Here is a 16,155-nt window from a genome sequence, read left to right on the forward strand (position 1 = left end):
CAAATATTTGCTATGAAACAAAATATTGAGCATCACATTGAGCAACTATTGCTTGTTAAGCGTAAAGCTGAAAAACATTTTTGCAGAATTCCAGTAGTCCTAAAAGGTGACGACAGCTGGATAAATTCTTTGCTCAACCGTTATGTCAGTTGTCTTGACGAAAGGGCTATTATTGTAAAGATCGGTGGAGAGAGCTTTGACAGAATATCCGCTTTACCAATTGGAAAAGGGAAGCAGTTATTAGGGAGTGAGTGTGATGTTTTGATATATGACATGCGAAGTGGATTTGACGCGAATTGCTTTAATTCAGCAGTTGGCACCATAAAAGGGGGAGGGGCGCTTATCGCATTGCAGCCGAACTCGTCTAACCTCAATCATTGGTTACAACGTCAAATTGAGATATTACCAACGTTACTAAGCTCCTCTAAATCAATCGCCAATCTTACTATGCTATCCGAATTACCACCAAGTTATAGTGATAGTGAAGACCTATACGGTGAACAAACCCAAGCCGTAGCGTTAATTAAACGAGTACTGTATGGACATCGAAAACGTCCTCTGGTGCTTTCTGCTGATCGTGGTCGTGGAAAAAGTAGCGCGCTGGGTATTGCGGCAGCGGGCCTGATTAGTGAACGCGCTTGTCAAATTATCGTATCTGCCCCTGCTCGCAGTACAGTGGAACCACTTTTTCAACACTGCTACAGATTGCTTGGTGATTCAATAACGCATAGCAGTCGCAATAAACTTTGTAGTCAATCCGGGAGTGTTCGTTACATCTCTGCGGACGAATTGATGAGGGACCAAGTCGAATGTGACTTACTTTTAATTGACGAAGCTGCAGCAATACCTGTACCAATGTTAAAGAATTTGATAAGTCGATATCATCGGGTTGTACTGTCTAGCACGGTTCATGGCTACGAAGGGTGTGGTCGAGGTTTTAGCTTAAAATTCGTACCCTGGCTTCGTGATGTAAGAGCAGGCATGAAAGAATTCTTAATGAGTCAACCTATCCGTTGGGCAAAGTCGGACCCATTAGAGACATGGTGTAGAAACACATTCTTGTTAGCAAGTGAACTGAGTAGTGTCGATAACATATCTAAATCCCACAGTCGCGCTGTTCTGTTTGAGGCTTTCCAAAAGGAGCACATGTCAGCTAATAGCGATACGTTGTCAAAAGCATTCGCTCTTTTGGTCAATGCGCATTATCAGACATCACCCAATGACTTAATGCAAATAATAGATAACCCAAACGTTACCCTTTACGTTGCTCGTGTTGATAAAGAAATTGTTGGTAGTGTATTGGTCAACAAAGAAGGGCAGTTGGCACTGGATATCGTTTCTAATATCCAATTAGGAAAGCGACGGCCTAAGGGGCATTTGGTGCCGTCAGATTTGGCTAATCACCTTGGAGTCGCTCAGGCCGCTACTCAAAGCTGTGCTCGAGTGATGAGAATGGCCGTTCATCCTAAACTTCAAAACTGCGGATTTGGTAGTGCTATGTTGTCGAAATTGGAGAACTTGCTTAAGGGCAAGGTTGATTATCTGGCGACGAGTTTTGGTGCAACCAAAGAATTGCTTCTATTTTGGGATAAAGCTAACTACCTACCATTGCGGCTTGGTTTTTCCGTGGATCAAGCGAGCGGCACCCACAGCGTAATTTTTGTTAGAGCATTATCAAACGATAGTCGTCAGTGGGTCACTGAAGGCATCGTAACTGCCACTAAGATTTTTCAAAGTCAGTTTATGGTCAGTGCAAGGAAAGTATCGCCCGATGTGGCTAATGTTTTATTTCATCTTATTTCTAAAGCAAAGTCGCACTGTGCAGTTGACATGACGCCGTTACTAAAACGTTACGCGGATGGCGGCAACAGCTTAGAAACCATTAGACCGTTTCTAGTTGATTTAATGGATGCCGGTGACATTGAGGATGAACATTCAGATTTGTTAGCAGCGATTGGTTTGCTCGGTTGGTCGTTACCTGAGTGTGCCGACTATTTTGGTATTAAAGGCAAGAAAGCCGTGGAAGCTAAGTTGCGACGAGAGGTTTCAGATTTGTTGGTTCGTTTACAGTGTAAATCCAATGGTATTTCAAATCAGGTCGACTAATTTACAGTGTAAAAAGCCAGACTTTGCGATTTACACTGTAAAATATCATACATCCGAAGGCGGCCAACTAATTCGTTAATTAAATTAAATTAAATTAATAGGTTAGTTCGTATTCGATTGAGACTCAGCTCAGAACTTTGCCCAAAAAATAGTGATAGAAGACGGATATTTGCCGAAGTTCAATAGTCTCAGCTTTGTGACAGAGATACACTGTTTTAAACAGAGTGCGATTTGACCTGCAAGGAAGTGTGAGAAAGATTATGTGGAAGAATGTCATACAGGTTTCGGAAAGTCGAGATCGTGTCACCGCCAAATTGAACGAACGGTATGAAGAGGGGTTGCTTCTAGAGCCTAACCTTCTGCATACGCACCTGCTTGAATTATCGCTCGAACATCTCTATGTCGATTCCGAAGCCGTTCGTCTATTTGTTGAATCTTCAAAAAATGGCACTTCTCCTGCCTTTCAAGGTATCGACATCGCTTATCAAAAAAATGCCCAGGTTGAAGTGGTCCTCGGTGAAAACAATATGCTAGCAAGTATGATCGTCACCGGTGCCTACGGCGGCACACCACTTCAAGGGAAAGATCTTGTTGAATGCTTGAAAGAAGCCAGTGTTACTAAAGGTATTAACAAGTTGGCGCTGAAAAAAGTGTTAATGGTTAGTCAGGAATTGCGAGGTGGGGAGACATTTAATCAACCCGTTGCTCAAGGAAAAAGACCAATAGAGGGGAGCAACGCACGTTTTATTCCCCTGATCGATGACATCAATAAACGTGTTCTGAAACCACAAAAAAAAGCGGGCACAGATAAGGTTGATATGCGTGACCTTGGTGAGCTCATTACGGTAGGCGTCAATGAAGCGGTGATGAAGCGTATTCCAGCTAAACCGGGTATCCCAGGGTATAGCGTTTGTGGCGATGATATTCCACCGAAGCCAATACAAAACGAACCTTTGATGGTTGGAAAAGGAACACGGATAAGTACGAAAAACGTCAATGTTCTAATCTCTACCCAAGCTGGAATGCCGATTATTAAACCAAGAACCATAGAAGTTGAAGATGCGCTCTGCTTAAGTCAAGTCGATATTTCTACGGGTCATATTAAGTTTAAGGGAAGCGTTATTATTAGCGGTAATGTCGACCCTAAAATGGAAGTACGTGCGACGGGGGCAATTACCGTAGGTGGTTTTGTTGAGTCTGCGTTTTTACAAGCCAGTGGCGATATTACCGTGGGCAAAGGAATTATTGGTCACAATGTTACGGAAGGAGAGGAGAAATCCTGTCAGATCATTTCCGGTGGTAATGTAACTGCTAACTATGCACAATTCGCCGACATATCGGCTAGAGGTGACATTAACTTTGTTGTTTATAGTATGAACAACATACTAGAATGTAACGGTAATTTGGTTGTCCAGGGCATTAACAATAAGCAAGGCGTGCTAAGTGGGGGCCTTGCACATGTCGGTGGTAAAGTTCTTTGTACTCAACTTGGAGTCGAGGGCGATACCGCTACGTACATTACTGCGTTTACTAAATATGTATCGATTCGAACGGAACTCGACGAGAAGCAAGAGCATTACGCATTATTACAGGACCGCAAGATGAAACTCGTCCGTAGAGAAATTGAACTTAAGAAAATACCTAAGTCGAAGAGAACAGCGGAAGAGCAACAAGAGTTGGATGCTTTAGACAGTACGAACAAGAAAGAGCTTGATCAGTTGCAGTCTCAAATTGATCGGCTTGAATGTGCAATACAAACTCAATTGCAGGTCAACACTGTTGAGTCTACGTTCCAAACGCACACCCGGGTGACGATTGAGTTTAATGAAGACAAAGTGACAACAAAAAATACCCACGGGCCATCCGTTTTTGCCTATAACCAAACGGGTATCGACTTTATTCCTAAATTGAAAGAAGACGATGTAATCGTTTAATTCTAAGCTGATTCTTTATTTTGAAGATAGGTACCAACGACATTGGTCAATTAGCAGAGTTTTCGATATTGAGTTTGATGCGCCTGATACCAATTAAGGAGCACTCTTAGTATTAGATTACTTGTCGAATATATGACGCATTGCTACGGACAAGTAGAGTTCTTTGACCACTTCTTCACACTGTTCTGGAGAAAGCTTGCGACGCCAACGTTCACCTTGTAATGCAATATGAGTTTGATTTGTGGGTCGATAACCATTTGATGCCTCACAGAGCTCAACGTCTGACATGTGGTTAGGGTAGCTATTGATAGAAGACGAGCGTAAACCTATCTGATTCATTTGATAAGACGAACAACCACTAAAAAGTAAAGAGATCAGTATGACGGAAAATGAACGTAACAACACGAATAACCCTATGATTTAGAATGCATGGAGAACATCTTAACACCTTCTATAGAAAGGCGAGATAAAAAGCACAGTTCGTGATGTAAGACAGTGATGAAGGGCGGGTTGATTGTTCATATAGGTAATAAAGAAATGGGGCTAATAGCCCCATTTTTATTAACCGGTAGCTCGAACTTTACCTTGTTTCAAGTCATTGAGAACTTTTTCTTTCGGACCATCGGCAATAATAGATCCTTTTTCCATGACGATGACTCGATCGACAACATCTAGCATGGACGTTTTGTGTGTAATCAAAAGCAAAGTTTCAGAGCTACGCAACTGTTTGAGTTGATTCTTTATGTGCATTTCTGAGCGGTTGTCCATCGAACTGGTAGGCTCATCCATGATAAGAATTGGCGGCCTTGCAAGAAACGCGCGAGCTACCGCGACAGCTTGTCTCTGTCCTCCAGAAAGCAATAACCCACCTTCTCCAACTTGTCGCTCAAGGCCCGCTGGATCTTGCTGAGTAAAGACAGTGACACCTGCTCTATTAGCCGCATCCATGACATCACGGTCGTCAACTAAAGGACGCCCTAATGTAATATTGTCGCGTATCGTACCATAGAAGAGAGCGCAATCTTGCGGTACGCAGCCTATATTGCGCCTGACATCGACATGGTGAAGTTGTTCTATGTCAGTATCATCGATGCGCACATGACCCTCTATGGGCTTATACAGGCCCATAATAAGGCGCTCTAGTGTCGTTTTTCCAGAACCTATGCGGCCAATGATGGCAACTTTTTCTCCAGGATTTATGGTAAGTGTCAGGTCCCTAATTGAAGCAATAGGTGAATCAGGATAATTGAAGGTAACACGGTCCAGCTCAATTTTCCCATGGATTATAGGTCGATGAATGTAGCGCTTACCAACTTCTTGTTCGTCGGGCATCTCCATCACTTGTTCGATGATAGTCATCGAAGACTTTGCTTGATTGTAGCGTGTCGAAAGTAAAGATAGCTGAACTAAAGGACCAATGGCACGGCCACTTAACATGGTCGCAGCGATAAGCCCCCCCATAGTAAGTTCGCCCTCTGCGATAAGATAAACGCCAAGAATAATCATCCCAATATTGGAGGCTTGTTGAACAAATCCGGCGGTGTTTTGGATACCATCAGTGATCCTGCGACTCTTGATATTCCAGTTAGCCATATGAGCTACGGCTTCTTCCCAGCGATACTGGTACTGACTTTGAGCACCAAATATTTTCACGGTTTCTAAGCCTGCCAGACTCTCAATGAGATTCGCGTATTTTTGCGAGGCGAGACGAGAACCCTCTTCGATCGTTCTTCTTAGAGGCCCCTGAATGAGCAATGAATAGATGACCAAAATAATTACGCCGACTATCGGTATGATGACGAGGTTACCAGCCATCAGCCAGATAAGGACCAAAAACAAGATAGCGAAGGGAAGGTCTATCAATGAAGAGATAGTTGCCGACGTGAAAAACTCCCGGATGGACTCAAATTCTTGCAGGTGTCTGGCAAACGCGCCAACCGAAGGTGGGCGAGATTCCATTCTTATTCCCATTACTTTGCTAAATAATTTTGAGGAAATGAGAATGTCTGACTTTTTACCCGCGACATCGATAAAGTAGCTTCGCAATAATTTGAGCAACAAGTCAAAGAGAAAAACGATGAAAATACCGACGGCAAGCACCCAAAGGGTTTCGAAGGCGAGGTTAGGAACGACTTTATCATAGACTAGCCGCGTAAACATTGGGGCTGCGACAGCGAAAACGTTTATTAGAATAGAAGCGACCAAAACGTCACGGTAGATGTTTTTTGATTCCCAAATTGTGCCCCAAAACCAATGACCATCGCGTGTTTTCAAAACCTCGGGTGAACGTTCATCATAACGAAACTGTTTCTTTACTAGGAAATAGCGGCCAATATATTGGCTTTCTAATTCGTCAAGTGGTATTGCGATGGGCACCATTCCTGATTCAAGGGTGATAACCTCGGCCTCTTGTGTATCTGGGCTTATGCTGTTCAGCACACAAGCGTCGCCATTTCTTAAAAGCAACACGACGGGTAAAGTAATTGCTGGAATACTGGCGAGCGAAGCACGATTTTCTTTGGCGACTAAACCAGCACGCTCGGCAGAGCGAGGAAAAAGAAAAGGTGTCAGTTTTCCTTCGGACAGGGGAAGTCCAGTCACCAGAGCATCTGGTGAGTTGGCTAGGCCATAATAACGGCTGATGTAGATAAGCGAATTCAGTAATGGATCTTGCATTCGTTGTGCGCCCGGTTATTTGTCAACGATAAAGCCTTGGAAGACTTCAATAAAGTGCTCAGACAAAAAGTCTAATTGCGTTTGAGTTTCGACTCGCGAAGCAATGGTTTTTATTCCTAAGTTATGCGCTGTGCGGCAGATAGACGTCAATGTGAACTTTTGTTTCTCGTCATCAAGTTGATGGGTGTAGAGATAATCAAGCTTGACATAATCAGGTCTGAATTCATTAATATACTCAAGGGAATGGAAGTTGCGACCGTAATTATCTACCCCGAATTTGGCACCTTCGTTTCTTAATGCATTACAAAATAGCGCAGTATGGTGAGGGTTACTGACGAAGCAACTTTCTGGTATTTCAAAATGAAGTTTGTTGGTTATGCCCTTGTGCTTGGCCAACACTTGACTGATCCAACGGATGAAGCTCGGCTGTCCAATACTGCTAGGTGCGATATTTATGGCAACTGGGTCGGTAAGTTCGCCTGCTTCAATTTTGTCGATAATGGATATGATTACATACTCATCAAAGATGTGGCTGGCATTGAGTTGTTCTAATGCGAGAAGATACTGGTTAGCGGCATAACGTTCGCCGTCATTTTCAATCGCAGAGAATACTTCTTTGTGATAGGTTTCGCCCCAACTGCTGTTAGCAGATTGGAAGCGGAACGCCACCCAATCATTACTGATGGCTTCTTCAACAAGACTACGCCATTCCTGCTTACCTAAAATAACGCCTGAATTTTCGCTAGACAGATAACCAAATTCTAGTTCTGGATCAGCCTTCGCTTTGGTTAAGGAATTATCAAGCATAGACAACATTTGTGTGGAATTTTTGCGTTGTTCGTTAAATACAATACCAAGGGAGGCTTTTGCTTTTGACAAACCAGTAGGATCTGAGTTTAGATCTTGAACACAACTTATTACATTGCTCGCGACATTTTTAAGTTCGTCATCATCGATATTAGGGAAAATGAAACCAAATTCATCGGTCGAGATACGTGCAATGATGGCGTTGGGGATGTTAATCGTCGTCGACAATAGATCTGCAAGCTCTTTTATCAAACCATCCCCAGCTTCATAACCATCCGCTTTGTAGATTTGTTTAATAAACTGAGCTTGAAGTATGGCTACGCCACCACGTGACGATTCCGACAACCACTGGTTGAGCTGACCCATGAAAAACGCACGGTTACCTAAGTGAGATACCGGATCCATATAGGCTCGCTCGCGCAGCTTTTGTGCCTCTTTCGCTTGCTGTTTAAACGAGGCCTCAACTTGAGCTGACATGCTATTGATGCCATCAACAACCGCAATCAAATCTTGAGTTTTTGGTCGAGATAGAGGCTCACCAAATTGTTTATTAGCCACTTGTTCCATCTTACTAACGATCGCCCGTAACGGCCTCAAAGCGCGTTTTAACATGAAAGTAATCGCTAACAAACCAAAGATGAAAATGAGACTAAAAGCAAAGCTCAGCCGTTCGAAAGCTTTCCATAATTGCGAATAGGCTTCACCAGGATGGCTCACAATTTCCACCTCGGCCAATTGCAACCAACCGCTTGTCACCACACGGCTATCGTGGATCTTTTGAAACAAATTTAAGTTTGTGAACCATGATGGAACATCGTTTGGTTGAATAGGGTAGGTCCGGACAATCTCTTCATTGGTTTCTAGAAAAACCAATTTTACCGATGAGTATGAGCTGCCATCGAATAAGGCGTTGATGACCGATTCAACGGCAACGGTGTCATGTGCCTTTAAATAGGGTGCCAAAGCCAAGCCCACCGTATTGATGGTGTTATTTACTTCTGAGCGTTGTTGAATTTCAAGGTTATTCCTTGTTGTGCTAAATTCAATAACGAACACTGACGTCAAAAGCAGTACAAAGACTGCAATCATGCCAACCACTAACTGTTTGTATAGAGTCATAATATTTACTCGTCGTAACTAACCTTTGGTTTCCTTAATTCCAATGAGCGCTTTCTATCGCGCAAATCGTTCCATAATTTAAGTCGTGACGACTTGCCTGCCAGTTTGCCTTGAGTGGTTTTCATTACCCATAGGTTTCGACCGTTAAAGCTGTAGATCGGCAGTAAATCATTACGTTTTGATGCAAGCTTAATCTCTCCGATTAAGTTATCTAAAATGATCGGTTCTGATCTTGGTGTTTCATAATAAGCAAGTACCATATGAAATTGATTCAGTTCTATGGCCTTGACGTAGACTAATCGCAATTTCTTATCTGAGACACCAAGCTCTAGCAGCGAGAAGTACTTTGCAATCGTGAAATCTTCACAATCGCCGGCATTGCTACCAAGAAATTCAAGTGGTGTTGCCCAATAGTCCTTTCTACCCCACAAATCGATATCATCAACAAAGTACAGCTGATTAAAAAACTGATTAACTTGCTCGAGTTGAACTTGCTCGGGTTGACCTTGCAACTCGGATATCAAGTGGCGCCAGGTTTCTGTTCGTAGTCCAGCTCGAGGTCCATACTTTTGGGAAACGGCGTCAACCCATTGTTGTTCTTGCCGATTCAATGCTTCACTATGCCCACCAGCGAATAACATCATGCTGGTTATGATAACGGTGAGGGTTTTTCGACTAAGCTGCGTTACATCCTTGATCACAATTTGGTCACTACTCTCTTAAGGCATTGGTTTGAGCACTGAGTATCGGTTTCAATAAATAATCCAGTACCGTTCGTTTCCCGGTAATAATATCCACTGACGCTGTCATACCGGGAATGATCGGTAACTCTTTGCCCCTTCCAAAATTGGTTACTTCGGTTCTGATCCTAACAATGTAGAAGCTGTTGCCTTCTTCGTCTTGAGTTGTATCCGCACTAATATGTTCTAACGTGCCATCTAGTCCACCGTACTTGGTGAAATCGTAAGCGCTAAACTTAACGATGGCATGCAACCCTGGGCGCAGAAATGCAATATCTTTAGGAGCAATTTTCGCCTCGACCAATAAAGTGTCTTCATTGGGAACGATTTCGATGATATCCATACCTGGCTGGATAACGCCTCCAACAGTATTGATATTGAGCGTTTTCACCGTGCCATTAACCGGAGATACCACGACTGTTCTATTCACACGATCCTCCAGTCCGACGGCAGACTCAGTCATAGAAGATAATTTGTCTTGTGCTTGGTTGAGTTTCTCTTGTTGCTCAGAACGAAATTGTTGAGCGGCATCGATGCGGCTTAGCATTGCTTCTCGAACCGCAGACCTTAAAGTCGGGATCTTTAGCTCTGTAGAGGTGAGTTCTCTTCGGGTGTCGTTGACCTGCCGCCTTAGTTTCAATAATTCGACTTTCGGGACGACACCTTCGTCGGCTAGTGGTGCGGTTATTTCTAACTCATTGCGTGCCAGATTATAACCTTCTCGAAGATTTCGGGCACGGGCCTGTAGTTCGATCAAATCCTGTTGCTTCTGCCTAACTTGCTGAGTTATAACAGAAAGTTGGTTGTTCAGATTATTCAGATCTTGCTGGTACTCCGCTCGGTGACGCCGGACAAGCTTTGGTTGTTCTTGTTCAAAAACCGGAGGGAAAACCAACTTATTGAAATCTAGAGAAACGGACTGTTGCCAGTTTGAGTTATCAAAATTTTTCTGGATCACAACACTGGTTAGTGATGCCGACAACTGCAGGACACTTGCGGTTAGGTTGATCACTTGTTGTTCCCGTTCCCGAAAGTCGGAGCGAAAGCGTGTGTCGTCAATTAAGATCAATTGTTGACCCTCTTCGACCAAATCACCTTCTCTAACCATGATTTTTTTGACTAGCCCGCCTTCAAGATTTTGGATAACTTGCACTTGAGAGGATGGAATGACTTTGCCTTGGCCCACCGTCACTTTATCTATCTCTGCCCATTTGGCCCAAAAAACAGCAGCAATGAAAAACAAAAGCACAACCCACAGCATTATTTTGGCGCTGGTTGGTGTGCCTAAAAGGAGGGCGGCGGTTTTGTCGTCAACATATTCAAGCTCGGTATCGGACAGCTTATTATATTCATTTTTTCCCATTCAAGTTCCTTTGGGATGGAAAAGTCATAATTGTTAGATTTTATTACTTCCTTTAACAAAATGTAATCCGGTTAATCAAAAATATTGAGCGTAGGAATGAATTGAGCTTTTGTATGACTAAGTAAATCAAACGTAGATCACATCTTCTTTTCCTGGCACCGTCACTCTCACATCAAATGCTTTATGTCTTTGTGAACATTGTTAATGATTAAAATTGTAGCAGTTACAAGGTAAATATTGATGCGGTATTCATAGAATATGAGCCATTTTTGAGAACCAAAGCGCTACATCGATGAATCAAACGACAAACACACTCAAGTATTTACAGCAAATAATAGCTGTTACTTGTTTTCTTTTTCGTATAAGAGCAAAATCGAGGAAAAAATGAGGAGCGTAACATGAAAATTGCTGATATTCGTCGAGAGTACATTAAGGGCGGTCTTAGACGAAAAGACCTTAAGGCGGATCCTATCGAGCAATTTAATTTGTGGCTAGAACAAGCTGTTGCCGCAAACCTAGAGGATCCGACGGCAATGACGATAGCGACCGTCGATGAAAATGGGCAACCTTTCCAGCGTATCGTATTACTTAAAAATGTCGATAAAAACGGTTTTGTGTTCTACACCAATTTAGGTAGCCGTAAAGCACAGCACATTGAAAATCACAACAAAGTAAGTATTCACTTTCCATGGCACACTCTAGAGCGTCAGGTGCACATCACTGGTGTTGCAGAAAAGCTTTCTGCGGTAGAGAACATGAAATATTTCACCTCTAGACCGAAAGAGAGCCAATTAGCTGCATGGGCCAGCAAGCAGAGCAGCCGCCTGTCGACTCGTGGTGTGTTAGAAGGCAAGTATTTAGAGCTCAAGCAGAAATTTGCAAAAGGTGAAATTCCTATCCCAACATTCTGGGGTGGCTACCGAATTCGACCTGAATCAATTGAATTTTGGCAAGGTGGTGAACACCGACTTCATGACCGATTCTTGTTTACTGATGCTGGGGAAGGTCATTGGGACGTTGAACGCCTAGCGCCATAGATTGTGTTGATGTGGGCCTAAGAAAGCCTCGATAAATTCAAGTGACAAAGGCCGTAAGTTTTGTGTTCTTGATCATTGTTCCGGAAGGTTGATCAAGAGGTGATCCGTTGGGAATGGCTTCTTGATCAAATAGATTTAACTGAGGTGGGTATGTCTGAACATTCGAAGGATCCACTACCAGCCCAAATTGTGCAGCTTCCTGCTTATATGTCTTCTCATGACCACCAGTATAGTCAAGTGGTGGTCGGGCTAAAAGGACAGGCGGAGTTTGAGGTTGGCGGTGTTGGCAATCTCGTCGGCCCCGGACAAGGTTGTGTCGTGACCGCTGGTCTTGATCATGCTTTCGGTGGTACCGTTGACGAGCCAGATATCTTAGTTCTGAATTTACCGATCCCGAATGACAACGATCCCTTAGTTCTTAATCGAATTAATGAACTATCTCAGGGGGATATCTACTTTCAGCTGGACAGTCAGATTCAAAAGTTGATCCGTATGCTGGTGCAAGAAATGACGGCAAACCCTGATGATCTACTACTTAGTCGCGCCTGTAATGATACGGTTGTTGCTTTATTGCAAAGGCATATTCTGTCTTTTAAGGGTAATCATCGAGAATCACGTTTTGATCTGGCACAAATCGATCGCTATATCGATCAACACCTTTCACGCGGTATTACCGTCTCCCAATTAGCTGGAAGTGTCTTTCTCGGAGAGAGCCAGTTTTACGCTCTGTTTAAGGAGCAACTTGGTATCACGCCTCATCAATATGTGTTAGGTAAACGCATCGATGCAGCAAAAACGTTGATTGAGCAAGGCCGTCTAAGCCTTGGTCAGGTCGCCGAGCTTACCGGCTTTTCTGGACAAAGTACTTTCTCTCACGCATTCGCACGCCTGCAAGGAATTTCTCCATCTCAGTATAAGCGTCGCTTTCGCTAGTGTAACAACGCACACTCTTTTTCTCTCTTCGATTTCTACGGTATGAGTCAGCCTTGTACCGCAAACCCGTCTTATGCTGTAAACCTATTAAATTGGAATATCTATTGAAACATTATGTTAATTTGGTTACATAAAGCCACAGGTGATTTTAATATTATCGCTGTGAGCTTGTGTTTGTTTTGTTAATAAGCATAGAAAACAGCAAAAAACTCGGAGGTTTTGACAAGTATTCAATAACAACTCAAAATACACTGCGTGCCATTGTAGAAGCTCTACTTGTTGTTTTAGTAGAGACAGAGAGAGGAAAACGCATGTTTACAGCAACAGACGTGTTGAACAAGGAGTTTGTTGAGCAACCGCTTGAGCAACTCTGGTCACTGATCTCACCACTGTATATGGTGGATGAATCACAATGGTTACAACAACTTCTGCCATTGGCTGCGCCTACGGCCCAAGAAGCCCGCGATATTCCGCAAAAGACCACAACCCTAATTGAAGCGATTCGCGCTGATAAAACATCTATCCAGATGATTGACGCTCTGCTTTTAGAGTACAGCTTAGATACACAAGAAGGCATTTTGCTGATGTGTTTGGCTGAAGCCTTGATGCGTATCCCTGATTCAGCCACTGCCGATGCTCTTATTCGTGACAAATTGGTGGTTGCGGATTGGAAGTCACACCTGAAAAACTCAGATTCTGTATTTGTCAATGCATCAACATGGGGACTTATGTTGACAGGCAAAGTGGTTGGCCTTGGCGAATCAGAACCAGAAAGCCCTTCAAATGCCATTAATCGACTGGTGAATAAATTTTCTGAGCCAGTGATTCGTAAAGCCATGTATCAAGCCATGAAGATCATGGGGCACCAATTTGTATTGGGTCGCAGTATTGCTGAGGCGCAGAAAAATGGTCGCAAAATGCGCGACAAGGGGTTTACCTACTCTTACGATATGTTGGGTGAAGCCGCTCTAACAAAAGCCGACGCAAATAAATACTTTAAAGACTACTTGATGGCGATTGAGGCTGTGGGTAGCAGCAACTATGCAAACGAAGGCAGTCCGGCGCCATCTGTATCGATCAAGCTTTCTGCGTTGCATCCACGTTATGAAGTGCCGAATGAACAGCGCGTGCTAACCGAACTGTATAACACGCTAACTGAGTTATTAACGCGTGCTCGTGAACTGGATGTTGCCATCACTATCGATGCGGAAGAAGCTGACAGACTTGAGCTTTCATTAAAGCTATTCGAGAAGCTCTATCGTAGCCATGTTGTGAAGGGTTGGGGTAAATTCGGCCTTGTTATCCAAGCCTATTCCAAGCGTGCGTTGCCAGTTTTGGTTTGGATCAATGGGCTTGCCAAGCAGCAAGGTGATCTCATCCCGTTGCGACTGGTAAAAGGTGCCTATTGGGACAGTGAGCTCAAGTGGTCACAGCAAGCGGGCTATCTAGGCTACCCAGTGTATACACGCAAAGAAGCGACCGATGTGGCCTACCTGGCGTGTGCTCGCTTCCTGCTTAGCGATAATGTAAGAGGCAATATCTATCCGCAGTTTGCTAGTCACAATGCCCATACGGTCACAGCCATCGCGTGCATGGCCCAGCACGGAGACTTTGAGTTCCAGCGCTTACATGGCATGGGGGACTCCCTTTATAATCATGTGATGGATACTTATGGACAACCCGTTCGTATCTATGCCCCGGTCGGAAGCCATAAAGATCTTCTTCCTTATTTAGTTCGACGACTACTGGAAAACGGTGCCAACAGTAGCTTTGTTCATCGTCTTGTGGATGCTCGTTGCCCAGTAGAAAGCTTGACACACCACCCAGCTGACACCCTTCTGGCCAATGCGACATTATATAACGACCAGATAGCGCAGCCACAAGATATATTCAGTGATCGCAAGAACTCTATAGGGATCAATATTGACATCGAAAACGAAGCCAAGCCCTTTGAGCATAAGGTTTCGAGCTTCATGAACAAGCAATGGCAAGGTGGGCCAATCATCAATGGTCAGTCGCTATACGAAAGCATGATCAAGGATGGAGAGAGTGTAGAGAACGTAACAGCACCTTATGATCGCCAACGTGTGGTTGGTCAGATCACAATGGCAAACCTTGATCATGTTTCCGATGCAATCCGGATCGCTGATCAAGGATTCCAGCAATGGTCTAAAGTCTCTTATCAAGATCGTGGTCTTTGCTTATTGAAGCTTGCGGATCTTCTTGAGGAAAACATCCATGAATTGGTTGCGTTATGCCACCAAGAGGCGGGCAAGACCATACATGACAGTATTGATGAAGTCCGTGAGGCCGTTGATTTCTGTCGTTACTATGCAAAACAACCTCATATCTTTGCAAAGCAATCGGTACTTGGCTTTGATGGACAGGCTAAAACAATGACTCGTGAGGGGCGTGGTGTCTTTGTATGTATCAGCCCATGGAACTTCCCTCTGGCCATTTTCTTAGGACAAGTGAGCGCAGCACTGGTCGCTGGTAACACTGTGGTCGCAAAACCCGCTGAGCAAACGTCACTGATCGCTGTAAAAGCGGTGGAGCTGATGCTTGAGGCCGGTATCCCTGATTCTGCCATTCAGCTTATTCTAGGTCGCGGTGCCGATATTGGTCATGCTCTTACATCGGATGAACGAATTGCCGGTGTCGCGTTTACCGGTTCGACCGTCACAGCGCAAAGAATCAACCGCACTCTAGCGCAGCGCAAGGTCGCTCCAGTTCCTTTCATTGCAGAGACTGGCGGGCAAAACGCGATGATAGTGGACAGTACTGCACTGCCTGAGCAAGTGGTTCGCGATGTTGTTCGCTCAGCCTTTGCCTCGGCCGGACAACGCTGTTCTGCGCTTCGCGTGTTGTATATCCAAGAGGATATTGCAGAGCGCGTCATTGCATTGATTCAAGGGGCAATGGATGAATTAAAGGTTGGATTACCTTACCTTCATGATACGGATGTTGGTCCAGTCATCGACTCTACGGCTAAGCAGAAACTACTGGCTCATATTGAAGCCATGCAATCCAATGGCAAACCTGTTGCTAAGTTGACTCTCGATAGCGAGTGTGACAATGGTGATTTTGTCGCCCCTTGCGCGTTTGAAATTAACGACATCTCCGTACTCAAAGAGGAGCAATTCGGGCCTATCTTGCACATTGTGAGATTTAAAGCGTCAGAATTACCAAATGTGGTCGAGAGCATTAACGCTACAGGATTTGGTCTTACTTTAGGCATCCATAGTCGTAACGAATCGACTTACCGTTGGATCGAAAAACATGTACGCGTTGGCAACTGCTACATCAACCGAGACCAAGTTGGTGCTGTGGTTGGAGTGCAGCCATTTGGTGGGCAGGGCCTATCGGGCACCGGACCAAAAGCCGGTGGCCCACATTACCTGTATCGTTTTACTAACGTCTCACACCAAACTGCATAAGGA

General features: G+C 44.1%; 10 protein-coding genes. 5 read left to right on the forward strand and 5 right to left on the reverse strand.

Features of this window, described 5'->3' with window-relative positions; translation table 11 throughout:
- The first annotated feature begins 12 nt into the window (after positions 1–12).
- Both LNL84_RS12205 and LNL84_RS12210 read left to right on the forward strand, forming a co-directional pair.
- Positions 13–2,106, forward strand: a complete 2,094-nt coding sequence (locus LNL84_RS12205) for a GNAT family N-acetyltransferase (protein WP_244357750.1) — start codon at positions 13–15, stop codon at positions 2,104–2,106.
- A 260-nt stretch (positions 2,107–2,366) separates the two neighbouring features.
- Positions 2,367–4,040 (forward strand): DUF342 domain-containing protein, encoded by a 1,674-nt coding sequence (locus LNL84_RS12210; protein WP_244357752.1) that lies wholly within the window; start codon positions 2,367–2,369, stop codon positions 4,038–4,040.
- A gap of 117 nt (positions 4,041–4,157) precedes the next feature.
- Here LNL84_RS12210 and LNL84_RS12215 read toward each other — a convergent pair whose 3' ends face one another.
- The 5 genes from LNL84_RS12215 to LNL84_RS12235 form a co-directional block, all read right to left on the reverse strand.
- Positions 4,158–4,445 carry a hypothetical protein gene (locus tag LNL84_RS12215; RefSeq protein WP_244357754.1) on the reverse strand — a complete coding sequence of 96 codons (288 nt, stop codon included), beginning with the start codon at positions 4,443–4,445 and terminating at the stop codon, positions 4,158–4,160.
- A 156-nt stretch (positions 4,446–4,601) separates the two neighbouring features.
- The gene (locus tag LNL84_RS12220) at positions 4,602–6,716 is read right to left on the reverse strand and encodes a type I secretion system permease/ATPase (protein ID WP_244357756.1); all 2,115 of its coding nucleotides are present in this window, start codon (positions 6,714–6,716) and stop codon (positions 4,602–4,604) included.
- 15 nt (positions 6,717–6,731) lie between these two features.
- Positions 6,732–8,642: a bifunctional diguanylate cyclase/phosphodiesterase gene (locus LNL84_RS12225; RefSeq protein ID WP_244357758.1), complete on the reverse strand. Its 1,911-nt coding sequence runs from the start codon at positions 8,640–8,642 to the stop codon at positions 6,732–6,734.
- Between the two features lie 5 nt (positions 8,643–8,647).
- Complete coding sequence (locus LNL84_RS12230) at positions 8,648–9,286, reverse strand: transglutaminase-like cysteine peptidase (protein ID WP_244357946.1); 639 nt, start codon at positions 9,284–9,286, stop codon at positions 8,648–8,650.
- Between the two features lie 67 nt (positions 9,287–9,353).
- A complete protein-coding gene (locus LNL84_RS12235; protein WP_244357759.1) occupies positions 9,354–10,745 on the reverse strand; it encodes an HlyD family type I secretion periplasmic adaptor subunit in 1,392 nt (463 codons plus the stop codon).
- Positions 10,746–11,143: 398 nt separating this feature from the next.
- Between LNL84_RS12235 and pdxH the strand changes: the two genes are divergently transcribed.
- The 3 genes from pdxH (at position 11,144) to putA (ending at position 16,152) form a co-directional block, all read left to right on the forward strand.
- On the forward strand, positions 11,144–11,782 hold the full coding sequence (gene pdxH, locus LNL84_RS12240) for a pyridoxamine 5'-phosphate oxidase (RefSeq protein ID WP_244357761.1): 639 nt from the start codon (positions 11,144–11,146) through the stop codon (positions 11,780–11,782).
- A gap of 150 nt (positions 11,783–11,932) precedes the next feature.
- Entirely contained in the window at positions 11,933–12,715 is a 783-nt protein-coding gene (locus LNL84_RS12245) for a helix-turn-helix domain-containing protein (protein ID WP_244357763.1), read from the forward strand.
- A gap of 311 nt (positions 12,716–13,026) precedes the next feature.
- Positions 13,027–16,152: a bifunctional proline dehydrogenase/L-glutamate gamma-semialdehyde dehydrogenase PutA gene (putA, locus tag LNL84_RS12250; RefSeq protein WP_244357765.1), complete on the forward strand. Its 3,126-nt coding sequence runs from the start codon at positions 13,027–13,029 to the stop codon at positions 16,150–16,152.
- The last annotated feature ends 3 nt before the right edge of the window (positions 16,153–16,155 follow it).

This window comes from Vibrio gelatinilyticus (assembly GCF_022836845.1).
Classification (GTDB): domain Bacteria; phylum Pseudomonadota; class Gammaproteobacteria; order Enterobacterales; family Vibrionaceae; genus Vibrio; species Vibrio gelatinilyticus.

Coding starts and splice junctions, on each gene's coding strand:
- pdxH (WP_244357761.1), top strand. CDS start 11,144: ATGAAAATTGCTGATATTCGTCGAGAGTACATTAAGGGCGGTCTTAGA.
- LNL84_RS12205 (WP_244357750.1), top strand. CDS start 13: ATGAAACAAAATATTGAGCATCACATTGAGCAACTATTGCTTGTTAAG.
- putA (WP_244357765.1), top strand. CDS start 13,027: ATGTTTACAGCAACAGACGTGTTGAACAAGGAGTTTGTTGAGCAACCG.
- LNL84_RS12220 (WP_244357756.1), bottom strand. CDS start 6,716: ATGCAAGATCCATTACTGAATTCGCTTATCTACATCAGCCGTTATTAT.
- LNL84_RS12230 (WP_244357946.1), bottom strand. CDS start 9,286: ATGATGTTATTCGCTGGTGGGCATAGTGAAGCATTGAATCGGCAAGAA.
- LNL84_RS12210 (WP_244357752.1), top strand. CDS start 2,367: ATGTGGAAGAATGTCATACAGGTTTCGGAAAGTCGAGATCGTGTCACC.
- LNL84_RS12225 (WP_244357758.1), bottom strand. CDS start 8,642: ATGACTCTATACAAACAGTTAGTGGTTGGCATGATTGCAGTCTTTGTA.
- LNL84_RS12245 (WP_244357763.1), top strand. CDS start 11,933: ATGTCTGAACATTCGAAGGATCCACTACCAGCCCAAATTGTGCAGCTT.
- LNL84_RS12235 (WP_244357759.1), bottom strand. CDS start 10,745: ATGGGAAAAAATGAATATAATAAGCTGTCCGATACCGAGCTTGAATAT.